This is a genomic window from Amycolatopsis sp. La24 (assembly GCF_029087445.1).
In the GTDB taxonomy this organism is placed as follows: Bacteria; Actinomycetota; Actinomycetes; order Mycobacteriales; family Pseudonocardiaceae; genus Amycolatopsis; species Amycolatopsis nivea.
Genome location: NZ_JARACH010000073.1, coordinates 23,168 through 45,186, shown reverse-complemented (window position 1 = coordinate 45,186; position 22,019 = coordinate 23,168). Strand labels below are relative to the sequence as shown.

Sequence of the window (22,019 nt, the reverse complement as noted above, 5' to 3'; positions counted from 1 at the left end):
GCTCTTCCGATCTGGCGGCGGGCGAAGCTTGCCGCGGCTGGCCAGGGTCGTGAGGGTTATGCCGGTCAGAGCGGACACCGGGCTGGCTGCCTACGGTGGCGAGCGCCCCAATGTGGCATTGGGTGCATCTGACGCACCCAATGCCACATTGGGGCGCAAGACCGCACAACCCGAAGCCCCAGAGCACCACGACCTCGTGAGGCGGGCGGGCAACGGCCGGTCGGCCGACCTCGCGGGGGGGGCGATCGCGACGACAACCGCGATCGCCGCCCGGCGAGCGCTACTTCCGCTCGCCGAGGTCCGCACGGAGCCGGGTCAGCAGGTCCGCGGCCGTCTTCGCGCGGTCCGGCTCCCGGCCCGCGATGGTGTGCGCGAGGATGTCGGTCACGATCGAGGCGGTCAGAGTCTCGCCGGTGAACTTCGTCGGGGAATCCGGCGCCGGCAGCACGACGCGGACCCGGGATTCGAGGTCCGCGGACAGCTGACTCGTCACGAGCACTACCGGCGCGCCGACCTCCTCCGCGTAGCGCAGGATCAGCTCGACGTCGCGGTTCTGCCGAGCCGGGACGTACACCAGCACCGCGTCGTCGGCACTCAGCGGGAGCATCGCGTCCGCGAGCCGGAAGCCGGTGTCGTCGCAGTGCCGCGTGACCAGCCCGCGGCGGGCGAGCCGGAACGCGGCGTACTCGGCGCAGACCGACGACAGCCCGAGCCCCCAGGTGAACACCATCCTGGCGGCGAGCAGCAGCCGCGCCGCCTCCTCGACCGCTTCCGGCGCGAGCTGGCGCTGCATTTCCTGCAGCCGCTCGGCGCTGTCGGCCATCACCCGGTCGATCTGGCGCGAACCGGTCGACCCGAGGTTCTCCATCGCCGCGCTCAGCCGGACGGTCGGCTCGGTGCGCGCGGTGAACGTCTGGCCGAGGTGGCGTTTCAGCTCCGGCAGCCCCGAATAGCCGAGCGCTTTCGCGGTGCGGACCACGGTCGCGTCGCTGGTCCCGGCCGCCGCGCCGAGGTCGCCCGCCGACGAGAACAGCACCTCGTTCGGATTGGCCAGCATGAACCGGGCGACCTGGCGTTCCGCCGGCTTGAGGTCGTCGAGCCGGGCGCGGACGTGGTCGTCGAAGTGGTCGCCGCCGAGATAGGTAGTGGACATGACACCCTTGACTGGACGTAGTGGCTACTACAAGATGCCGGAGGGCTCTCCGTTGTGTAGTGAACCCTACCCGCCGGCTCGACGAGGAGCACTCATGAGCACAGATCAGCCCCTGGTACGGCTGCGCGGCGTCGGCAAGTCGTTCGGATCGGCCCGGGTGCTGACCGGGATCGACCTCGACGTCCGGCGCGGCGAGGTCGTCGTGGTCATCGGCCCGTCCGGGTCCGGGAAATCGACGCTGTGCCGCTGCGTCAACCGGCTGGAGACCGCGGACGAGGGCTCGATCGAGATCGAGGGCCGCCCGCTGCCCGCCGAGGGCGCGGACCTCGCCCGCCTGCGCGCCGACGTCGGCATGGTGTTCCAGTCCTTCAATCTCTTCGCGCACAAAACCGTGCGGGACAACGTGATGCTCGGCCCGGTCCGCGTGCGCGGGCTCAGCCGCGACGACGCGCGCAAACGGGCTGACGAGCTGCTGGAACGGGTGGGCGTCGGCGCGCACGGGGACAAGTACCCCGCACAGCTGTCCGGCGGTCAGCAGCAGCGGGTCGCGATCGCCCGCGCGCTGGCGATGGAGCCGCGCGTGCTGCTGTTCGACGAACCGACCAGCGCGCTCGACCCGGAGATGATCCACGAGGTGCTCGACGTGATGACCGCGCTCGCCGCCGACGGCATGACGATGATCGTGGTCACCCACGAGATGGGTTTCGCCCGCAAGGCCGCCGACCGCGTCGTCTTCATGGCCGACGGCCGGATCGCCGAATCCGCCGCGCCGGATGTCTTCTTCGGCTCGCCGCAGACCGAACGCGCCCGCGATTTCCTCGCCCGCGTGCTCAGCCACTGAGCCTGGAGGCCCTCGTGTCCGCTCCCCTCACCCGCCGAGCCGCGCTGCTCGCCGCCGGCACCGTCCCGTTGCTCGCCTCGTGCAGCGGCGGAACCACCCGCACAGCAGGCAATCCCGCCTACGCCACGCTTGACCAGGCCGACGCCGTCGCGCGCGGACCGGTCGGCGTCGATCTGCCGGAAACGCCGACGCTGCGCCGGATCCGCGACCAAGGCGTCCTGCGGCAGTCCGCTTCGGTGACCACCCCCGGGTTCGGCATGATGAACCCGGCGACCGGCAAGATCACCGGCTTCGACATCGGAATCGCCCAGCTGCTGGCCAAATACCTGCTCGGCACGCCCGAGGTGGACAGCATCACCGGCGGCGCCGACACACGCGAAGCGATCCTGCAGAACCGATCCGTCGACGTCGCCGTCTGTACTTACACGATCAGCAAAAGCCGGGCGCGGCTCGTCTCGTTCGCCGGGCCGTACTACCTCGCGCGCTCCGGCATCGTCACCGCGGCGGACGGTCCGCGGGTCACGGCCGTGCGCGAGCTGGCCGGGAAAGACGTCGCGGTACAGCCCGGCGCGGCACAGGAAGCGCTTCGGAAAGCGTGTCCGCAGGCGCGTGCGGTGGTGTTCGAGGAGTCGAGCCAGTGCGCCGCCGCGGTCCGGCAGGGCCGGGTCCAAGCGTGGTCGGCGAACACCGCGATCCTGCTGGGCAAAGCGGCGGTCGACGCGCGGCTGCGGATGACGCCCGCGACGTACGGCAGCAGCCCCTTCGGCATCGGGCTGCCGAAGGACGACCCGGCGTTCAAGGAGATCGTCGTCGGATTCCTGCGGCGCATCGCCGCCGACGGGAGTTGGCGGCGGCTGTGGGAGCAGACCGTCGGCCCGCTCGTGTCCGGTCCCGCCCCCGAGCCGCCCGTGCCCGGCTCCGTCCCCGGCTCCTGAAGGGAGATCACCCGTGCTTTCCGGTCACGCCGGGGAAATCCTCGGCGGTTTCACCACCACTTTGCTGCTCACCGCGTGCGCCTTCCCGCTCGCGCTCGTCCTCGGCTGCGTTGTCGCGATCTGCCGGATCAGCCCGGTCCGGCCGCTGCGCGCCGCCGGCCGGCTGTACGTCGACCTCGTCCGCAATTCGCCGCTGCTGCTGATCGCCGTGCTGCTCATCTTCGGACTGCCCGACGCCGGTGTGCTGATTCCGTTGTTCTGGTGCCTCGTGCTCGCGCTGGGCGTCTACTTCGGCGCGTACGTCTGCGAAACCGTCCGTTCGGGCATCCGCGCGGTGGATCGCGGGCAGGTCGAGGCGGCCAGGGCGATCGGGCTGCCGTTCCGCCGGGTCGTGCTCGATGTCCTGCTGCCGCAAGCGTTCCGCGCGATGGTGCAGCCGCTGGGCACGATCCTGATCAACGTCGCGCTGGGGTCGGCGCTCGGCGCGGCCGTCGGCGTGGACGAACTGACCCTCGAAACCCGCTCGTTCAACCTCGAGACCGCCGAACCGATCCTGGCCTTCGCCGTCGCGGCCTGCGGTTATCTCGTGATCAACCTGGCGGTCAGCGGGGTCGTGCGGCTCGTCGAGCGAAAGGTCCGGGTGCTCCGGTGAACGACGACATCCTCTTCGACGCACTCGGCCCGAAAGCCAAGGCCCGGTTGCGCACTGTGTCCATCCTTTGTGGACTCGTGCTGCTCGGACTGCTTGCCCTCGTCCTCGTCAAACTCGGCGCCTCCGGCCAGCTCGACCCGGCCCGCTGGGCGATCCTCGTCGACGGCGCGATGCTGCGGTTCCTGGTGCAGGGCTTGGCGATGACACTGCTGGTCGGCCTGGTGTCCACGGTGCTGTCGGTCGCGATCGGCGTGCTGCTCGCACTCGGCAGGCTGAGCCGGAAGCGGTGGCTGAGCTGGCCGTCCGCCGCGGTCATCGAGTTCTTCCGCGCGATGCCGCTGCTGCTGATCCTGTTCTTCTTCATGTTCGGGCTGCCGATCCTCGGCGTCCGGGTGCCGATCTTCTGGCAGCTGGTGCTGGCGATCGTCGCGCACGCCGGGGCGATCTTCGCCGAGATCGTGCGCGCCGGGATCCTCGCCGTGGGCTGCGGCCAGAGCGAGGCCGGGCACGCGATCGGACTGCGGCACTGGGAGGTCATGACGTTCGTGGTGCTCCCGCAGGCGGCCCGCGCGCTCGCGCCCGCGCTGATCAGCCAGACCGTGCGGGTGATCAAGGAATCCAGCCTCGGCTACGTCGTCGGCATCGCCGAACTGCTCAACAACGGCAAGGTGCTCGGCGAGTTCAGCGGCGACTTCATCCAGGCCTACGTCGGAGCAGGGCTGCTCTACATCGTCGTCAACATCGCCCTCTCGCGGGTCGCCGAACGGCTCGCGAACCGCAAGAAAACACTCGTCCAGGAGCCTTCGTGACCTTCCCCTCCGCCGCCCCGTCCGCCGCGGGCCTCGACGCCCAGCGCGTGCGCGGCTTCCTGCACCGGCTGACCGCCGACGGAATCTCGCTCGACAGCCTGCTCGTCTACCGCTCGGGCAAGCTGGCCTTCGAACACTACTGGTGGCCCTACCGCAGCGACCGTCCACACACGACACACTCGGCGACGAAGTCCTTTGTCGGCACCGCAATCGGCCTCGCCCTGGACGAAGGCTTGCTGCGCCTGGACGACCGCCTGGTCTCGTTCTTCCCGGAACTTGTCCCGACCGACGCGTCGGAGCACCTGCGCGCCATCACCGTCGAAGACCTGCTGACCATGCGAACCGGCCACCGCGTCGGTCTGTCCGGCAAGACCTGGCGGCTGCTGAAGACCAGCTGGGTGCGGGAATACCTGCGCACCCCCGTGGATCTGCCGCCGGGCAAGACTTTCACCTACTCCAGCGCGACGTCGCACATGCTGTCCGCCATCGTGCAACGGGCATCAGGCCTGTCTGTGTACGACTACCTGCAGCCACGACTGTTCGAGCCGCTCGGTTTCACCGGACACACCTGGGACACCGACCCGGAAGGCATCTGCTCCGGCGGGAACGGCTTGAGCCTGCGCAGCATCGACTTCCTGAAATGGGGCGTCCTGCACCTGCACGACGGCCTCTGGCAAGGCGACCGGATCCTGCCCGCCGGATGGGTGCGCGAGGCCACCGCGTGGCACGTGCAGAACGCCGACGCCGGAAGCTGGAACGGCACCGAATTCGTCCCGTCCGCCTCCGCCGGAGACGAACGCCCGGAGGGTTACGGATACCAACTGTGGCTCGACGCCGACGGCGGATACCGGGCGTCTGGAATGTTCGGCCAGGACGTCTTCGTACTCCCCCAATACGACGCCGTTGTCGCCACGACAGGCAGCATCACGCACGGGAAGCACCGACTGCTGTCCGGTCTGGTGCATGACCTGCTGGTGCCCGCTTTTACCGGCACTCCTTCCCCTGCCGCCGATGCTTCGTTGGCTACCGAACTCGCTGTTGCTGCTCCCGCGCTTTCGCCGACCACCGTCGAATTGGACGGCCAGCGGTACGAATGTGAGTCCAATGAGGACGGACTGTCCGCTATCTCGTTCACTGTGGACGGTGATGTCCTTGTGGTGGCGTTGGACGACGATCGCGGCTGTCACTCAGTCCGTTGTGGACTGTCCACGTGGGTCGAGTCGGACACTGGTGTCACCACCTGGCAATTGCACCACTCGTACCAGGCCGACTCGACGCGTGTCCTCGCTGCCGCGCAGTGGCGTTCCCCGGGGGTGCTGGTGCTGGAGTGGTACTTCGTGGAATCACCGTTCCACGACACGGTCACCATCGAGTTCGGTGACGGCCAACTGCGGTGGCACCGTCGGACCAATGTGAACAGTGGGCCGACGGGGCGTCCGGTGGTTACCGCCAAGCTCGTCTGACGGCGTACGATCCCGCGGATGAGCCGGGTGGCCGGGATCGCCGAGCTCGTGCGGACGCGCGGGCGACGGATGGTGAGCGCCGCCGACGACGTGGACGAGGTCGTCGGCGCGTGCAGCACCGCCCTGCGTCCGCACGCGTTGCTGGTGCGCGATCGCCGGCTGTCCGCGCGGCTCGATCACCTCGCCGCCGGCTCGGTTTCGGTGAACCGGCTGCGGTACGGCGCGGCTGTGCGCATCTCGGAACTGGCTCCCGAACAGGACGAATTCCTGCTTTCGCTGCCGGTGAGCGGCCGGGCGCGGTTCGCTTACGGCACCACGAGCGCGGTGCTGCGGCCGGGGTCGGCGTCGGTGGTGAATCCGTACCGCTCGTTCCGGCTCGACTTCGACGACGCGTTCGACCAGGTCGTGCTGCGCCTCGACCGGCCGCTGGTCGAGCGGACCGCCGCACTGCTCGCCGGGACGCCCGGCACGGTCGCGGTGCAGTTCGACCTCCGGGCGGACACCGTCTCCCCCGGCGTGCTGGCGCTGGTCGAAGCGGCGATCCACCTTTCCGCCGAGGGCGCGCGGCCCGGGCATCTCGAGGCGCTGCTGGCCGAGGCCCTGTTGCTCGGCCACCCGAACACCCTCAGCGAAACCCTTGCCGCCGAGACGAAAGCTCCCTCGTCGGCGCGGGTCCGGCGCGCGATGGACTACCTGCTGGCGCACCTGCCGGAGTCGTTTTCGATGGCCGAAGTGGCCCGGCATTGCGGGGTGTCCCTACGCAGCCTGCAGATCGGCTTCCGCCGCGAAACCGGGCGGACCCTCAGCGAATGGCTCCGCGAACAGCGTCTCGACCGCGCCCGCGCGTTGCTGGCCGCGGCGGATCCCGCCGGCGCCACGGTGACCGCGACCGCGCTCGCTTGCGGCTTCGTGCATCTCGGCGATTTCGCCGCCCAGTTCAAACGCCGGTTCGGCGAATCGCCGTCTGCCGTATTGCGCGAAACCGACGACGGCAGTTCGCGCAGGCGATAGTCCCGGCACGGCGGGCCGCGCAGACTCTGCCCAACGCAAATCCGCGCTGCCAGAGGAGAACGCCGTCATGCCACTATCCACTGAGGACAAGCTCGCGATCGTCGAGCTCTCGAACGCCCAGATGCGCGCCCTCGACAACCACGACGTCGACGGGTGGGTCGATGCCTGGATCCCGGACGGGCAGTTCGTTTCCACCTACGGCACCTTCACCGGCCGCGCCGAGCGGGTCGAGTTCATCAAGGGCCACATCGCGGCGGGCAAGGAGGACGGCGCCCGCCACCTGCTGACGAACTACGTCGTCACCGGCGAAGCCGACCGCGCGACCGTCACCTGCCTGGTCGCCAAACTGCAGGTCGAAGCACCGCCGTTCGTCATCGCGACCGGCGTCTACCAGGACGTCGTGGTCCGCACCGCCGACGGCTGGCGTTTCGAATCCCGCCGCCTCGACATCGACCGCGGCGTCTTCGCCCGGGCCGAGGCGGCCGCGCGATGACCGGCTTGGCTGTCGAACGGTGGGGAGAATCCGGCCCGCCGATCGTGATGGTGCACGGCAGCCTGAATTCGGCCGCCGCCGCGTTCAGCGAGCAAAAGGTGCTTGCCGACCGGTTCCGGATCATCGCGCCGTACCGCCGGGGATACCGGCCCAGCCCGCCGACCGACCGGATCGACCCGGACCGCGACGCCGCCGACGTCGCCGAACTCCTGGGCGACGGAGCGCACCTGCTCGGCACGTCGATGGGCGGAGTGGTGGCCATGCGAGCCGCCGCGCTCGCGCCGGGCAAAGTCTGGTCGCTGACCGTGGTCGAACCGCCCGCGCTGCCGAACGGCGCCGGCCGCCCCGCCGCCGACCGGCTCGCCGACGCCCTTCGAAACTGCTGGGCGGCTGCCGAAGACAGCGAGCCGGCGACGTTCGTGGCCCGGTTCCTGCGGGTGTTGAACGTCGATCTGCCGTTGCCGTCGCCGCTTCCGCCCCCGTTGCTGGAGGCCGCCCGCAATCTGATGACGGAACGGCCTTGGGAAACGGGTGTCCCCGCGGAGGCGCTGGCCCGCGCGTCGTTCCCGAAACTCGTGGTGACCGGCGGCGGCACTCCGGGATTCGAGGCAGTCGCCGACGCCCTGGCGGAAACATTGCCCGCGAAGCGGGTGCTGTTCCCCGGCAGCCCGCACGCGGTGCAGCGGATCGGGCAACGGTTCAACGACGAGTTCCTGGCTCACCTGAGCCGTTGAGACGAGGGAGGGCCGGCCCGGCCCTCCCTCAGGCCCGCTCCCCCAGCGACCGCACGAACGCCTGCGTCGTCCGGTGTTTCGGCGCTCCCAAAACCTCCTCCGGCGTGCCGAGTTCGACTATCGTCCCGCCGTCCATCACCGCCACGCGGTCCGACACCTGCCGGGCGAAGCCGATCTCGTGGGTCACCACGATCATCGTCATCGTCCGTTCCGCGAGCCGCCGCATGACGCCGAGGACTTCGCCGACCAGCTCCGGATCGAGCGCGGACGTCGGCTCGTCGAACAGCATCACGTCCGGCTCCATCGCCAGCGCCCGCGCGATCGCGACGCGCTGCTGCTGCCCGCCGGACAACTCGCGCGGATACGCCGCGTGCTTCTCCGCCAATCCGACCGACGCCAGCAGCTCGTGCGCCTGCTCGGTGCACGCACTGCGCGGCCGGCGCAGGACCCGGGTGGGCGCTTCCAGGATGTTCTCCAGCACGGTCAGGTGCGGGAACAGGTGAAAGCCCTGGAACACCATTCCGAACCGACGACGCTGGCGAGCGGCGGCACGGTCGCTGAGCGGGTAGTACGTGTCGCCTTTGCGCGTGTAGCCGATCAGCTCGTCTTCGAGCCGGATCTCGCCGCCGTCCACCGTCTCCAGGTGGTTGACGCAGCGCAGCAGCGTGCTCTTGCCCGAGCCGGACGGGCCGATCAGGCACACCACCTCGCCCTGGCCGACGTCGAGGTCCACGCCGCGCAGCACCTCGAGCGGACCGAAGTTCTTGCGCACGCCGGACAGCCGCAGGAACGTCATCGCGAGTTCTCCTTGCCCAGGCGGCCCGCGGTGAACCCGCGGCCGAAACGGCGTTCGAGGTAGCGCTGGCCGATCATCGCGAGGCTGGTCAGCACGAGGTACCACAGGCAGGCGACCAGCAGCAGCGGAATCGTCTGGTAGGTGCGGCCGTAGATGAGCTGCACAGTGGTGAGCAGTTCGGTGTAGCCGACCACCGACACCAGCGAGGTGTTCTTGAACATGGTGACGAGTTCGTTGCTCAGCGGCGGGATGATCACGCGGATCGCTTGCGGCAGAACGACTCTCCGCAGTCGCTGCCGCCCGGTCATCGCGAGTGCGGTCGCGGCTTCCAGCTGTCCCGCCGGCACGGACAGGATCCCGGCGCGGAAGATCTCCGCGCTGTACGCCCCGAGCACCAGCGCGAGCCCGACGACCGCCGCGGAGAACTGCGAGATCAGCCGGTTCGTCGGCACGCTGAGGAACTCCGGGCCGAACGGGATGCCCAGCGACAGTTTCGGCAGCAGCGCGCCGAGGAAGAAGATCAGCAGGAGCAGCACCAGCGCCGGGATGGCGCGGATGAACCAGATGTAGGCGGTCGCGACCCAGCGCAGGACCGGGTCTCCGGACAGCCGCATCAGCGCGACGACGACGCCCACGACCAGCCCGGCCGCGCTGCTGATCAGGGTCAGCAGCACCGTGTTCAGCAGGCCGCGCAGGATGTCGGCCGAGAACAGGTAGCCCCCGACGAGCCGCCAGTCCCAGCGCGGATTGGTGATCAGGAAATGCGCGAACATCGCGGCCAGCACGAGCGCGACGCCCGCGGTGAGCCAGCGCGCGGGCTGCCGCCGCCGGGCGAACCGGACGCCCGCCGGGGCCTCGACCGGCGCGCGGGTGGAGGTGGGGATCGACATGAGGACTCCTTCGGGACAGCCCGGGCGGCGGCCGTCGCGGGGACGGCCGCCGAAGGGTCAGACGGTGACGAACTCGCCGAGCGTCCGTTCGGTGTGCGGATAGGGCGCGTCGTTCTCGTGCCCCGCGACGCCGAGCCCGGCCAGCGCGGCCACGATCTCCGCGCCGCGTTCGCCCGCCAGCTCGACCGCGCGGACGTTGTCCTCGATCTGCGCGATCCGGGTGGACCCGAACAGCACCGACGCCGTCGCCGGCTGCGCCAGGCAGAACGCGAGCGCGAGCTGCGACGGGCTCGCGTCGAACGAGGCCGCGATCTCCCGCAGCCGCGGCACGAGTTCCTTGATCCGCTCGCGGATGCCGCCGGTGTCGATGCCGATCTTGCGGCCGGGGTCGAGGTTCCCGGCGAGGATCCCGCCCTCCATCGTGTCGGAGGCGTGCAGCGAGATCCCGGTGTCGGCGAACAGCTTCTGGTACTCCGCGCTGTCCACGACGGACCGCCGGGCGACGCTGTACTTGAGCTGGACCAGCTGCGGCGTCGGAATCCCCTTCGCCGCGGCGTGGTCGCAGGCGGTGCTGAGATCGGCGGCCGACCAGTTCAGCGCGCCCCAGCTGCGGGCCCGGCCGCTGGTGACCAGCCCGGCGAGCTCCTCGGCGATCGCCGGGACGTCCATCCCCGGCCGGGGGTGCTCGGTGATGATGACGTCGACGTACTCGGTGCCGAGCCGGACCAGGGACTCGTCGAGCTGTTCGGCCAACGGCTGGCGCGGATAGTCGAAGTACCACACCTTTTCGGCGATCGCGTAGTCCTCGCGCGGTTTCCCGACGACGTCGAGGATCCGGCCGAGCAGCACCTCGGTATGCGGTTTGTCGCGGTAATAGGCGACGTCGAGGAAATCGATGCCGAGGTCGAACGCGCGCCGGACGAGCGCGACGCCCGCCTCGAACGTCATCCGGCTGTAGGTGTTCCACGACCCGAGCGACAGCGCGGAAACCTCGGGTCCCTCGCGGCCGATGCGGCGGTAATCCATGCGTTTCTCCTTCTTCGGTGGACCGGGCGGCTCAGAACCGGGAACCGTTGACCGCGATCCGGTCGACGGCGATCGAGCCCTGCCCCCATTCGTCGAGGATCTTGCGGTAGGCGCCGTCCTCGACGAGCTTCTGCAGCGCACGCTGCGCTGCGTCGCGCAACTGCTGGTCGTCCTTGCGGAACCCGGCCGCGTACGGCGCGAGCCAGTGCACGCCGTCGCCGGTCAGCTCGAACTGGCCGGGATTCTGTTTGATCAGGTAGTTCGCCGGCGCGATGTCGTTCCACGCCGTTTCGACGCGGTCGCTCTGCAGGGCCAGCACCATCGCCTGCCCGTCGGCGAAGGCGTTGATGTTCACCGCGGGCTTGCCCTTGCCGACGCACTCCTTGCTGACCCGCTGCGCGTCGGTCTCCTCGATCGACCCGCGCCCGATGGCCAGCGACCGGCCGCACAGATCGTCGATTCCCTTGACGCCGTGCGGGTTTCCGGAACGGACCATGAGCGCGGTGCCGCCGCGCAGGAAGTCGACGAAATCCATCGTGCCCTGCCGGGATTTGAAGTCCCCCACCGACATCACGGCGTCGAACCGTCCGGAAAGGACTCCCGGCATCACGTTGCCGCCCTCGGTCCGCACGACCTGCACGTCCAGTCCGAGCAGCTTCGTCCACGCCTTCGTCAGGTCGACCACCACGCCGGTGATCTCGATGTCGTTCTTGCTGTCGACGAAAGCGAGTGGCGGAACGCTCGCGCTGGTCGCGACGGTGATCGTCTTCTTGTCCCGGTACCGCTGCGGCACCAGCGCGCTGAGACCGGCGTCGACCTGGACCGCGGCCTCCGCGCCGGCCCCTTTCTTCTGCGCGCCTTCCGGTGCGGGCTCCTGCGGAGCGGCACACCCGCTCAACGCCACGAGTGCCGCGCACGCGGCGGCGACGCGCCCTCGGGTTCGGTGTCGCATCGAGACCTCCATTGCTCTCTCGGACGCCGGGAACGCTAGAAGCCGCTCCGGAACATTGTCAAGGCTTTGACGTTCAACCTTTGACAATCTCGCGGAACCTGGCATGATCGAGAGGCGTGAGGGAGCCCGAAGCCGCCGAACCGGATTACTGGACCTTCGTCGACCACGCGGTCCGCTCGGTGAGCGAAACCCTGCCCGAGGTCGACCCGGACGCGATGCGCCTGGTGATGACCCTGCACCGGGCCGCCGACCTGCTGTCTTACGACCTGCACGCCCGGCTCGGCGAGATCAAGCTGAACGAATCGGCGCAGCTGAGCAGCACCGGTCTGCGGCTGCTGCTGGTTCTGTCGGCGTCCGGCCCGCTGGAACTGCGCCGGGTGGCGGCCCTGTCGGGCATGAGCCGCGCGGCCGTGTCAGCCGCGGTGGAGAACCTCGCCTCGAACGGCCTGGTCGGGAAGGAACCGTCGCGGGAAGACCGGCGGACGGTGCTGTTGCACCTGACCCCGGAGGGGCAGAAAACGTTCGCCCGCTGCTTCGCGGCCTACAACGCGGGAGAGCAGCATTGGGCGGCAACGCTGACGGCCGAGGAACGGGGTCAGCTGGTCGGGTTGCTGACGAAGTTGATGCAGACCAAGGACGTGCAGCGGCGGGCGTGACGGCGGAACTCCTCAAGCGTCTGAGCCGAACCGACCCCCGCGAGTCACTTGCTTACCCCTGATCGGACTACTCCGAGGTTTCACGCCCAGCGCGACGAGGTATCGCTGCGGACGACGACGTCGTTCTGAGGAGGAACCATGCACGCACAGCGCGGAGACTGGCTGGTCGTGAAGGGAATCCACGTGGACGTGCCGGAGCACCGGGGCCGCATCGTGGCGGTGGGCTCGCCCGACGGAGGGCCGCCGTTCACCGTCCGCTGGCAGGGCGCGGACCACGAATCGACGGTCTTCCCGGGCCCGGACGCGATCGTGCTGACCGACGCGGAGATGGCCGCGCAGGACGAACAGGCCCGGGAGCGGGTCGAGGGGCTGGGCGCGTTGCAGCACCATCTCCCGAGCGGCACGTAACAACCGGCGCACGCACGGCGATCCAGAGCGGGCAAATGCCGTCCGTCGAAGGTCGCCTATGTCGTTCTATCTGCGTACGAGGGTCAAGGTCGGTCCGCTGCGGGTAAGCATGTCGCGGGCCGGGCTCGGCGCGTCCGTCGGCGTGCCCGGGTTCCGCGTCGGCACCGGTCCGCGCGGTGCTTACGTCACTCTCGGCGGCGGGCTGGTCAGTTATCGGACGACGACCCGGTCAACGGCTCCGAGCGCACCGCCGCTGCTGCCCGCGAGCGACGTCGTCATGGCCGATATCACCGGCGCGACCACCCTCGAAATGGCGGCCGCCGATTCGAGCGAGTTCGTCGGCCAGCTCAATGCCGCGGCACGGTCGATGCGATGGTGGCCGTGGGTCCTGGTGCTCGCGCTCGCGCTGGCGGGCGCGTCGCTGTGGACACTGCTGGCCGGGGTGCCGCTCACGGTGTGGGTTTTCTTCAAGGACCGGATCCGGCGGACCGTTGTGGTGTTCTACGACGTGCAGGACGCCGAGGAGGCGCAGCGGTTCCAGGGACTGGTCGACGCCTTCGGACCGGTGCGGGAGGCGCGGCGGGCGTGGCACGTCGTCGCGTCGGGGGCGTTGTCGACGACGCGTCAGCACAAGGTGAACGCCGGAGCGTCCGCGCTGGTCAAGCGGCACTCGCTGGACCGCGGCATCGGCGGCCCGCCGCAGCTGTCCGCGAACATCGCCGTCCCGTCGCTCGCCACGAGCCATCGGGCGGTCTATTTCCTGCCCGACCGGGTTCTGCTGCGCGAAGGCAAGCAGTACGCCGACGTCCAGTACGGAGAGCTGCGGATCGAGGCGGACGTCCAGCGGTTCATCGAGAGCGGTTCGGTGCCCGGCGATGCCCGCGTCGTCGGGCACACCTGGCAGTACGTCAACGTCAAGGGCGGGCCGGACCGGCGCTACAAGAACAACCGGCGGCTCCCCGTCCTCGAATACGGATCGGTGCGGCTTTCGGGGCCGAACGGCTATCGCGCGACCTTCGACTTCTCGACGCCGCGAGCCAGCTCGGCGCTGGCGCGATCGTTGCGGGCGATGACCGCGCCCGTCGCACCGCCGGTGGTGGTCGCACCGCCTGCGGCACGGCCCAAATCGGGTCGGATCCAGGACGCGCCGGCCGCCCCGCTGATCCGGCGGCGGCTGTCTGCGGACGGACGAATCGCGATCGTCGGCGAAGCGCATTACCAGCCCGCGCTGCAGCGGGCGGCGAGGGGGATCGCCGCCGGTGACGGCTTCGACCAGCACCTCCCGGCCGTCGCGCTTCTCGTGCCGGAACCGCAGAACCCGCACGATCTCCACGCCGTCCGCGTCGACGCGATCCACCCCGGAGGAACGGAAACCGTCGGCTATCTGTCCCGTTCGGACGCCCGCAGTTACCAGCCCGCTCTCCGTGCGCTCGGCAAAAGCGGCTTCGCCGGCACCTGCCCGGCGCGGATCACCGGCGGCGGAAACGGCCGCCGCTACGGGATGTACCTGCACCTCGCGGGCCCGGACGCGCTGGAGATCACCAATCTGCTCGCCGAGGCCGATCTTCTGGCACCGGAGCGGACGGTCACCGTCACCAAGGAGGAAAACCATCAGAAAACCTTGCGGCACTACCATTCCGGCGTGCTGCGCACAATCGTCGCCGCCGAGCTCGCACCGTCCACTGTGTCCAGTGGCAAGCACAAGGGTTCCTACGCGATCGAGGTCCGGCTCGACGGTCAGCGCGTCGGCGAACTGACCGCGGCGATGAGCGCTCGCTATCGGCACCTCGTCACTGGCGTCCCGCGGTGCGAAGCGTTCATCACCAGCGGCGACCGCGGATTTCAGATCGACCTCCGGCTCCCGAAGACCGACCCTGCCCCGCGCTGAGGCTATTTCCCCACCCGGTTCCCGATCCACCGCCCGACCTCGATCAACACCAGCCCCACCGCCGCGCAGCCCACTGCCGTCAGCGTGTACCTGGTGTTGCTCGGATCCAGCTGGAAAATCTCCCGGGTCCACGGCAGCAGGAACATCAACGCCGAAACCACCGCCATGGTCGCGACCAGCGCCGCCTTCCACCACGTGTACGGCCGCGCGACCACTGCCAGCACCCACAATGCCAACGCCATCAGCGTCATCAACGCCGTAGTGCTCGCCTGCACCTGCGCGGCGTTAGTGGTCGCATGCCCCGGATGCACCAGGATGTACGACACGAACGACGCCGCCCCGATCACCACCCCGGCTGGAATTGCCATTCGCAGCACGCGGCCGACGAAGCCGGGGCGCGCGCGGTCGTTGTTGGGAGCCAGCGACAACACGAACGCGGGCAGCCCGATCGTGAACCAGCCGACGATCGTGACATGCCGGGGCAGGAACGGATACGGCATCGCGTCCTGCCCGATCAGCCCGGGCACGCCGACGATCAACGCCAGAAGCACCGAGTACACCGTCTTGGTGAGGAACAGATTCGCGACGCGTTCGATGTTCCCGATCACCCGGCGACCCTCGCCGACGACATGCGGCAGGGTCGCGAAAGCGTTGTCCAGCAAGACAATCTGCGCAACGGACCGCGTCGCCGGGCTGCCCGCGCCCATCGCGACGCCGACATCGGCATCCTTCAAGGCGAGCACATCGTTGACCCCGTCGCCGGTCATCGCGACGGTATGCCCGCGAGCCTGCAACGCGGCGACCATCGACCGCTTCTGTGCCGGGGTCGCGCGGCCGAACACCGCGGTCTCTTCGAGCTGCGAAGCCAACTTCCCGGGGTCTTCGGACAGCGTCCGCGCGTCGACCGGAGCCTCGCCGCCGGGCAGGGCCAGCGCGCGGGCCACGCCGCCGACCGACACCGCGTTGTCGCCCGAAATCAGTTTCACCGCAACGCCTTGGGCGGCGAAGTAGTCCAGCGTCTCGCGAGCGTCGCCGCGGATCTTCTGTTCCAGTACGGCCAGCGCCACCGGCGTGACCTTGCCCGGCCCGTCCGGCGCGTCGACGGCGTTCGCGGCCCTGCCGAGCAGCAGCACCCGCAGGCCCTGCGCGCCGATCCGTTCCGCTTCCGCGCGTTCCTCCGACTCGGCCGGCAGCAGCACGTCCGGCGCGCCGAGCACCCAGTCGCCGTGCTCGCCGAACGCCGCGCCGCTCCACTTCCGCGCCGACGAGAACGGCACCACGGCGGTCGGCGTCCAGTCCGGCGCGGACGGGCAGCCCTCGGCGATCGCGACCAGGCTGGCGTTCGGCCGCGGGTCGGCTGCGGCGAGCGCGGCCAGCACCGTCTCGGGAGCCTCGCCCGCTTCCCGCAGCCGCCGCAGTTCGGACAGCCGCATCGTGTTCTCGGTGAGCGTGCCGGTCTTGTCCGCGCAGACGACGTCGACGCGGGCGAGGCCCTCGATCGCGGGCAGCTCGTTGACCAGGCACTGCCGCCGCCCCAGCCGGATCACGCCGACCGCGAACGCGACCGACGTCAGCAGGATCAGCCCCTCGGGCACCATCGGGACGAGCGCCGCGACCATCCCGCGCAGCGCGTCGGGCAGCTGCTGCGAACCGGAGAGCTGGTTGTAGATCGACAGCGCGCCCGCCGGGACCAGCAGGTACGTGATGACCTTCAGGATCTTGTTGATCCCGTTCCGCAGCTCCGAATCGACCAGGGTGAACCGGCCCGCCTCCTCGGCGAGCTTCGCCGCGTACGCTTCCGAGCCGACCTTCGTCGCCCGGTACGCGCCGTTCCCGGCCACCACGAAACTGCCGGACATGACCGGGTCGCCCGCGCGCTTCACCACCGGGTCCGACTCGCCGGTGAGCAGCGATTCGTCGACCTCGAGCGCGTCCGCGGACAGCACCTCGCCGTCGACCACGACCTGGTCGCCCGCGCCGACCTCGATCACGTCGTCGGCCACGACCTCCTCCGGGGCCAGCTCGCCGCTGACCCCGTCGCGGCGCACGCGCGGGCGCACCTGGCCGACGATCGCGAGCCGGTCGAGCGTCCGCTTGGCGCGCAGCTCCTGCACGATGCCGACGACGCTGTTCGCCACGATCACCCCGGCGAACAGCCCGTCCAGCAGGTAGCCGGTGGAGAAGATGATGACCGCGAGCACCGCGAAGATCGCATTGATCCGGGTGAAGACATTCGACCGGACGATCTCCCACGCGCTGCGGCTCGTGCGCGAGGGCACGTCGTTGGTCCGTCCCTCGGCGACCCGCTCGGCCACCTCGGCCGCGGTGAGCCCGCGCGTGCTGTCCTGCGTGAGCAGGCCGTCGTCCCCTGGCATGGCTTCGACCTTACGCAGTTTCCGGGCAAAACCGTCACGTCGCCGCCCCTGGCGGGTCCGCCCGTTCGGGTGACTCGGCGCAGCTCACCGGCCGAGGCGGGTCGCGCGGACCTCCCGGGTTCCGATGAGATCGAGGTGCACCTCGCGCCGCGCGAACCGCCATTCGCCGCCGGTTTTCGCGTAGCGGTCGAGGTAGTGGAGATGCCACACCGCGTCGGCGAATCGGCCGTCGCGCGGGCTGACGTGATGGGCGACGCAGGTGACCCGTCCACGCGCGGCGGCGGGATGGTCGCCGGGGTCGAAGACGACGCCGGTGATGCTGTGCGCGGTCAGGGACACCTCCTCAAGGACGGACAGGGCGGCAACCACGCCTTCGGGACCGCGATGTTCCCGGACCGGACCGAAGTCGCGCGGCGGATTCGGCAGGACGAGCACTCCGTCGTCGCCGAACAGCTGGGCGACGCCCGCGAAATCCCGCTCGTCGACGCGCGCGGCGTAACGGTGCACGAGATCGTGCAGCGCGATCCACTCCGCCACGGGGATCACCCGCGTTTCCTCGAACGACCGGTCAGTGCGATGAAGGAGAAGAACACCGGGCCGAGCTTATGGACCACGACGGCATAGCGGCGGCACGCGTCCCGGAGACCGGGAGACGGTTCAGCTCAGCCACTGCTTCGGCGGCGGGTAGACGTACCGCGCGATGGTCGTGCTGACCCAGCCGATGCAGAAGCCGCCGAACACCGGCAGCACCAGCTGCACCTCGTGTCCGCCGCGGAGCAGGCCGGTGAGCAGGAAGACGAGCCCCCACGCGACGAGCAGGCCGACGCTGTAGGTCCAGTAGTTGCGATACCTGCGCATAACGGCCTCCCGATGCTCTCGTCCCCGAGTGTTCCTCGCTCAGGTCTCGATTGCAGGGTCACCGGGAGGTTTTCGGCATTCGGCGCAGTTCAGACCAGCACGCAATCCCCGCATTTCGGGCCGTCGCGGTCCGGGGCCGCCCGATAGAAAAGACAGCAGCTGCGGCGACGGAATCGGCCGTTCTCCCGAGTCGCGGTACCGGAAAGTTCCGGCAATTCCTCCAGCGCGGCGACAATTCCGGCAACCCGGTCAGTCCACTCCGGACGCTCGGACCGCAGCACCGTCACCGCCCCGTTCAGCGCCGACGCCACGTTCCCCCGTCGGACGTTCCGCGCCAGCGAGAACTGCGCCATCGCTTTGTCCAACCGTGCCAACGGACCGCGCAAGACCCGCGATGCGAAGGCACTGACCACATCGGACTCAACCGGCAGGTTTTCCTTCAACGACAACGGAAAGGCACCACCGAGCTTCGGCTGCCACCACGCCGTCGAGTAGTCCGGCACCGCTCCTGCACCAACAGCAAGACCCAGCGCGGGCGAGAGGATCCGCGCCGCCAGCCCGAGATGCGCGATCGACGCCGCGACCCGCAGTTCCACGAAATCGCCGCCGAGCACGGCCCGGTTCTGCGCGACGCGTTCGCGCAGCACCGGGCCGTCGTCCAGAACCTCGGACAACGGACGCCACGGCTCCGCCGGTTCCTCGGCCGAATGCGTGTCGACAGCGAAGAACGGGCCCAGTCCGGTCAGCGGGTTCACGCCTCGACGGTAACCGCGCGCCCGCGGTCGAGCACGCGTTCGGCGAGCGGGCCGAACACGAGCGCGATGGTCCCCCACAGGATGACCTGCGCCAGCACCGAGTACAGCCGGAACCCGACGAGCGTGTCGGCGGGAAACCCGGGGTACACGATCTGGCCGTCGGGACCCTTGAGCGGCAGCGGGGTTTCGCTGGTCTGCGGGCCGTACTCGGCGACGTTGCTCGCGAGCGAACCCAGCGAGGGCAGCACCGCCATCAGCAGCGCGCACAGCACCACGAACCCGGCGCCCGCGACGAGCGTCGCGTTCCAGTTGCCCAGCTTCGGGGCGAGCCGCTTGCCCGCGACGACGGCCGCGACCAGGAAGATCACCGACGCGACGACCATCGTCAGGTACAGCCCGGTGCGCGCGCCGATGGTCGCTTCGTGCCCGATCGCCGGCGGGTTGGCCGGGTATTTCAGGAACGGCACGAGGTACAGCGACAGGAATCCGGCCCCGGCGACGAGCACCGCCAGCACCCGCGCGCGGATCCGGCCGACGCGGCCCAGCAGCACGGTGTACGTCACCGCGAACAGCAGGCCCATCGCAACGCCGAAGAGCACCATGCCGAGCCCGATGCCGAGGTTGCCCTGCACGGCACGGCTGAAGATCTCGTGCCCCTCGTGCTCGGTCGGCATCCCGGCGGCCTTGTCGAGCGCCATCTGCGCCTCGTCGCGGCCGGATTCGTAGTCGATGGCCGCCTGGGTCAGCGGTTCGGCGAAGATCCGGGCGAAGACGAACGCCAGCAATCCGCCCAGCGCTCCGGCGAGGAGGCCGCGCAGAATCAGCTTGTTCTGCATTGTTCGGTTGTCCGTTCCGGGCGCGTCAGTGGCAGGGGAAGCCGAGGAAGTGCCGCGCGTCGTGGACGAACTCGTGCACGTGCGTGTCGCTGCCGAAGATCGAGACCGCGCCCTGGTCGACGCCGATGAAGTAGTACAGCAGCAGCGCGCCGACGATGGTGGCGCCGAGCAGCAGCGCGGCTTTCGACACGGGCAGAACGACCGGGGTGGACCGGTCGGCCGGAATGGTGGCCATGGCTCTCCTTCGGGATGACGCGTCCCTTGCGGGTGGACCTGACGACGGCTCCTCGACCTGACTCGCCCGGGATGGGCACACAGTGGCGCGACCGTGCCGGAATCTCACCGGCTTCGGGAAGCCGTCGCGCGAGAAGCACCGTACGGCGGTGTCCCGCCGGTCGTCAATCGCCCGAGCGTCCGGAGTGTCCGCTATCGCCTGGTTTGCACAGCCAGTGTGCGCGGGGTCGCACCGAACGGAGCAAGGCCGCTCACGCGGGGTCCAGGCATCGCGCCGGCGAGGCAGGCAGCTCCGCCAGCCGGCTGCCGTCGGCGAACAATTCGGCGAGCCCGAGACCGGCCAGCGAGCACGGCAGCTCGACGAGCCGGCCCCGGTCGGCCTCCGGCTTCTCGAGACCGCCGATGTCCGCCACCCGCCGCGGGACTTCCGTCAGCGGCAATCCAGCGTCGTCTCCCCGGCGGCGAGCGCGGCGTCGATGCGGCGGTTCGCTTCCTCGGTCCCCATGGGGGCAAGTCAATCAGGTCCGCGCGCGAGGCGTTGCGCGGTCGGCGGGAAAGCTATACCGTGCCTGAACTAGAACAGGTTATAGTTTCGGCGGGGCGCGGGACGAGGAGCGGACATGGCAGCCAGGGTGGCCCGGAAGAGCGAAGCCGACTACGTGGTCGTCGGGTCGGGCAGCTCGGGGGCTGCCGTCGCCGGGCGGCTCGCGGAGTCCGGGGCCAGCGTGATCGTGCTCGAAGCGGGCAAGAGCGACGAGCAGCTGCTGTTGCGCAAACCGGGGTTGGTCGCCCCGTTGCACGCGGTGCCCCAGCTGAAGAAAATGAGCGACTGGGGCTTCAACTCGGTGCCGCAGAAACATGTTCTCGATCGGCGCATGCCGGTGCCGCGCGGGAAGGTGCTCGGCGGCTCCAGTTCCGTCAACGGGATGGTCTACGTCCGCGGCAACCGGGCGAATTTCGACTCCTGGGCGGCCGAGGGCAACACCGGCTGGGACGCCGACAGCGTCAACGCCGCGTACAAGCGCATGGAGGACTTCGAGGACGGCGAGAACGCCTTCCGCGGCGCGGGCGGGCCGATCAAGATCACCCGCAACAAGATCCCGCAGGAAGGCACGCTGCAGTTCCTCGACGCGACGGCCGACGCGATCGGCTGCGACATCATCGACGACTACAACGGCGAATCGCAGGAGGGCGTCAGCCGGATGCAGCAGAACGCTGCCGACGGCCTGCGCTACAGCGCCTCGCGCGGCTACCTGCACCACCTCGCGCCCCGGACGCTCGAGATCCAATCCCGGGTGTTCGTGCGGAAAGTGGTGATCGAGAAGGGCCGCGCGACCGGCGTCGAGGTGACCGACGCCAACGGCACGCGCCGCACGGTCCGGGCGGGCAAGGAGGTCATCCTCGCCGCCGGGTTCGTCGGGTCGCCGCAGCTGCTGATGCTGTCCGGGATCGGGCACGCCGAGCACCTCAAGGAGCACGGCATCGACGTGCTCGCCGATCTGCCGGTCGGCGACAACCTGCACGACCACATGTTCCACGCGCTGACATTCCAGGTGTCCTCGTGCAAGAACAAGGGCACCGCACCGTATTTCGCCCGCGGGATGGCCCGCGAGCTGCTCAAGCCGGGTTCGACGTTCCTGGCGAACTCGGTGTTCGAGGCGCTCGCGTTCCTCAAGACGTCGCAGGCCGCGGACGTCCCGGACCTGCAGCTGCACCTGCTGCCGTGGGCGTACGTGTCGCCGAACCAGGACGCGCCGGTCCGGCATCCGGTCGACAAGCGGCCGGCGCTGACCGTGCTCACCACGCTGATCTATCCGAAGAGCCGCGGCACGATCCGGCTCGCCTCGGCGGATCCGGCCGCTGCGCCGCTGATCGACCCGCAGTACCTCTCCGACCCGGCCGACCTCGAGGTGCTCGGCGAGGGATCCGAGATGGTGCGCGAGATCTTCGCTTCGAAGGCGTTCAAGGGCTCGGTCAACGAGGAGATCCACCCCGGCAAGCAGCTGCGCGGCCAGGAACTGCGCGACGCGATCCTCAACCGCGCGACGTCGGTCTACCACGGCGTCGGCACCTGCCGGATGGGCGTGGACGACCTGGCCGTCGTCGGGCCCGACCTCAAGGTGCGCGGGGTCGACGGGCTGCGGGTCTGCGACGCCTCGATCATGCCGTCGATCACCGGCGGCAACACCAACGCGCCCTGCATCATGATCGGCGAAATGGGCGCGCAGCTGGTCCTTTCCGGCAACTGACGGGA

24 protein-coding genes and 1 riboswitch are annotated in these 22,019 nt (G+C 69.7%); of the genes, 12 read left to right on the top strand and 12 right to left on the bottom strand.

Features of this window, described 5'->3' with window-relative positions; genetic code table 11:
* Positions 1–280: 280 nt before the first annotated feature.
* Positions 281–1,153: a MurR/RpiR family transcriptional regulator gene (locus PUT80_RS40300; RefSeq protein WP_051172918.1), complete on the bottom strand. Its 873-nt coding sequence runs from the start codon at positions 1,151–1,153 to the stop codon at positions 281–283.
* Between the two features lie 94 nt (positions 1,154–1,247).
* Here PUT80_RS40300 and PUT80_RS40295 point away from each other — a divergent pair, with 94 nt between their 5' ends.
* The 8 genes from PUT80_RS40295 (at position 1,248) to PUT80_RS40260 (ending at position 8,091) form a co-directional block, all read left to right on the top strand.
* On the top strand, positions 1,248–1,994 hold the full coding sequence (locus tag PUT80_RS40295; RefSeq protein WP_043837532.1) for an amino acid ABC transporter ATP-binding protein: 747 nt from the start codon (positions 1,248–1,250) through the stop codon (positions 1,992–1,994).
* Between the two features lie 14 nt (positions 1,995–2,008).
* A complete protein-coding gene (locus PUT80_RS40290; protein ID WP_275295287.1) occupies positions 2,009–2,929 on the top strand; it encodes a transporter substrate-binding domain-containing protein in 921 nt (306 codons plus the stop codon).
* Between the two features lie 13 nt (positions 2,930–2,942).
* Positions 2,943–3,581, top strand: coding sequence for an amino acid ABC transporter permease (locus PUT80_RS40285; RefSeq protein WP_051729800.1), 639 nt, complete (start codon positions 2,943–2,945; stop codon positions 3,579–3,581).
* Entirely contained in the window at positions 3,578–4,390 is an 813-nt protein-coding gene (locus PUT80_RS40280) for an amino acid ABC transporter permease (protein ID WP_275295286.1), read from the top strand. Before PUT80_RS40285 ends, PUT80_RS40280 begins: the two co-directional genes overlap by 4 nt.
* Positions 4,387–5,853, top strand: coding sequence for a serine hydrolase (locus PUT80_RS40275; protein WP_275295285.1), 1,467 nt, complete (start codon positions 4,387–4,389; stop codon positions 5,851–5,853). Before PUT80_RS40280 ends, PUT80_RS40275 begins: the two co-directional genes overlap by 4 nt.
* A gap of 18 nt (positions 5,854–5,871) precedes the next feature.
* Positions 5,872–6,864: an AraC family transcriptional regulator gene (locus tag PUT80_RS40270; RefSeq protein WP_275295284.1), complete on the top strand. Its 993-nt coding sequence runs from the start codon at positions 5,872–5,874 to the stop codon at positions 6,862–6,864.
* A 67-nt stretch (positions 6,865–6,931) separates the two neighbouring features.
* Positions 6,932–7,357 (top strand): nuclear transport factor 2 family protein, encoded by a 426-nt coding sequence (locus tag PUT80_RS40265; RefSeq protein ID WP_037820151.1) that lies wholly within the window; start codon positions 6,932–6,934, stop codon positions 7,355–7,357.
* Positions 7,354–8,091 carry an alpha/beta hydrolase gene (locus PUT80_RS40260; RefSeq protein WP_051729799.1) on the top strand — a complete coding sequence of 246 codons (738 nt, stop codon included), beginning with the start codon at positions 7,354–7,356 and terminating at the stop codon, positions 8,089–8,091. The genes PUT80_RS40265 and PUT80_RS40260 overlap by 4 nt, the downstream gene beginning before the upstream one ends.
* Positions 8,092–8,119: 28 nt before the next feature.
* On the opposite strand, the gene PUT80_RS40255 is transcribed toward PUT80_RS40260, so the two are convergent.
* Genes PUT80_RS40255 through PUT80_RS40240 form a run of 4 tightly spaced genes read right to left on the bottom strand, consistent with a single transcriptional unit; the run spans position 8,120 to position 11,755 of the window.
* Positions 8,120–8,887: an amino acid ABC transporter ATP-binding protein gene (locus PUT80_RS40255; protein WP_134736045.1), complete on the bottom strand. Its 768-nt coding sequence runs from the start codon at positions 8,885–8,887 to the stop codon at positions 8,120–8,122.
* Positions 8,884–9,777, bottom strand: a complete 894-nt coding sequence (locus PUT80_RS40250) for an amino acid ABC transporter permease (protein ID WP_275295283.1) — start codon at positions 9,775–9,777, stop codon at positions 8,884–8,886. Before PUT80_RS40250 ends, PUT80_RS40255 begins: the two co-directional genes overlap by 4 nt.
* A gap of 57 nt (positions 9,778–9,834) precedes the next feature.
* Entirely contained in the window at positions 9,835–10,803 is a 969-nt protein-coding gene (locus PUT80_RS40245) for an aldo/keto reductase (protein WP_275295282.1), read from the bottom strand.
* Between the two features lie 31 nt (positions 10,804–10,834).
* Positions 10,835–11,755 carry an ABC transporter substrate-binding protein gene (locus PUT80_RS40240; RefSeq protein ID WP_275295281.1) on the bottom strand — a complete coding sequence of 307 codons (921 nt, stop codon included), beginning with the start codon at positions 11,753–11,755 and terminating at the stop codon, positions 10,835–10,837.
* 116 nt (positions 11,756–11,871) lie between these two features.
* On the opposite strand from PUT80_RS40240, the gene PUT80_RS40235 reads away from it, so the two are divergent.
* From PUT80_RS40235 to PUT80_RS40225, 3 genes are all read left to right on the top strand, one after another.
* Entirely contained in the window at positions 11,872–12,411 is a 540-nt protein-coding gene (locus PUT80_RS40235; RefSeq protein WP_275295280.1) for a MarR family transcriptional regulator, read from the top strand.
* A 138-nt stretch (positions 12,412–12,549) separates the two neighbouring features.
* Positions 12,550–12,819: a DUF1918 domain-containing protein gene (locus PUT80_RS40230; protein WP_275295279.1), complete on the top strand. Its 270-nt coding sequence runs from the start codon at positions 12,550–12,552 to the stop codon at positions 12,817–12,819.
* A gap of 58 nt (positions 12,820–12,877) precedes the next feature.
* Positions 12,878–14,707 (top strand): DUF4236 domain-containing protein, encoded by a 1,830-nt coding sequence (locus PUT80_RS40225; protein WP_275295278.1) that lies wholly within the window; start codon positions 12,878–12,880, stop codon positions 14,705–14,707.
* Between the two features lie 2 nt (positions 14,708–14,709).
* Here PUT80_RS40225 and PUT80_RS40220 read toward each other — a convergent pair whose 3' ends face one another.
* The 7 genes from PUT80_RS40220 to PUT80_RS40190 form a co-directional block, all read right to left on the bottom strand.
* On the bottom strand, positions 14,710–17,082 hold the full coding sequence (locus PUT80_RS40220; protein WP_238607039.1) for an HAD-IC family P-type ATPase: 2,373 nt from the start codon (positions 17,080–17,082) through the stop codon (positions 14,710–14,712).
* An 84-nt stretch (positions 17,083–17,166) separates the two neighbouring features.
* Complete coding sequence (locus PUT80_RS40215; protein ID WP_275295277.1) at positions 17,167–17,628, bottom strand: nuclear transport factor 2 family protein; 462 nt, start codon at positions 17,626–17,628, stop codon at positions 17,167–17,169.
* 111 nt (positions 17,629–17,739) lie between these two features.
* On the bottom strand, positions 17,740–17,940 hold the full coding sequence (locus tag PUT80_RS40210; protein ID WP_037820131.1) for a hypothetical protein: 201 nt from the start codon (positions 17,938–17,940) through the stop codon (positions 17,740–17,742).
* A gap of 89 nt (positions 17,941–18,029) precedes the next feature.
* Positions 18,030–18,695: a (2Fe-2S)-binding protein gene (locus tag PUT80_RS40205; protein ID WP_275295276.1), complete on the bottom strand. Its 666-nt coding sequence runs from the start codon at positions 18,693–18,695 to the stop codon at positions 18,030–18,032.
* On the bottom strand, positions 18,692–19,531 hold the full coding sequence (locus tag PUT80_RS40200) for a CbtA family protein (RefSeq protein WP_037820127.1): 840 nt from the start codon (positions 19,529–19,531) through the stop codon (positions 18,692–18,694). The genes PUT80_RS40205 and PUT80_RS40200 overlap by 4 nt, the downstream gene beginning before the upstream one ends.
* Positions 19,532–19,556: 25 nt before the next feature.
* Positions 19,557–19,766 carry a CbtB-domain containing protein gene (locus PUT80_RS40195; protein WP_009077103.1) on the bottom strand — a complete coding sequence of 70 codons (210 nt, stop codon included), beginning with the start codon at positions 19,764–19,766 and terminating at the stop codon, positions 19,557–19,559.
* Positions 19,767–19,822: 56 nt separating this feature from the next.
* A riboswitch (cobalamin riboswitch) is annotated at positions 19,823–19,878 on the bottom strand.
* A 138-nt stretch (positions 19,879–20,016) separates the two neighbouring features.
* Entirely contained in the window at positions 20,017–20,205 is a 189-nt protein-coding gene (locus tag PUT80_RS40190) for a hypothetical protein (RefSeq protein ID WP_275295275.1), read from the bottom strand.
* A 180-nt stretch (positions 20,206–20,385) separates the two neighbouring features.
* Between PUT80_RS40190 and PUT80_RS40185 the strand changes: the two genes are divergently transcribed.
* Positions 20,386–22,014 carry a GMC family oxidoreductase N-terminal domain-containing protein gene (locus tag PUT80_RS40185; protein WP_275295274.1) on the top strand — a complete coding sequence of 543 codons (1,629 nt, stop codon included), beginning with the start codon at positions 20,386–20,388 and terminating at the stop codon, positions 22,012–22,014.
* The last annotated feature ends 5 nt before the right edge of the window (positions 22,015–22,019 follow it).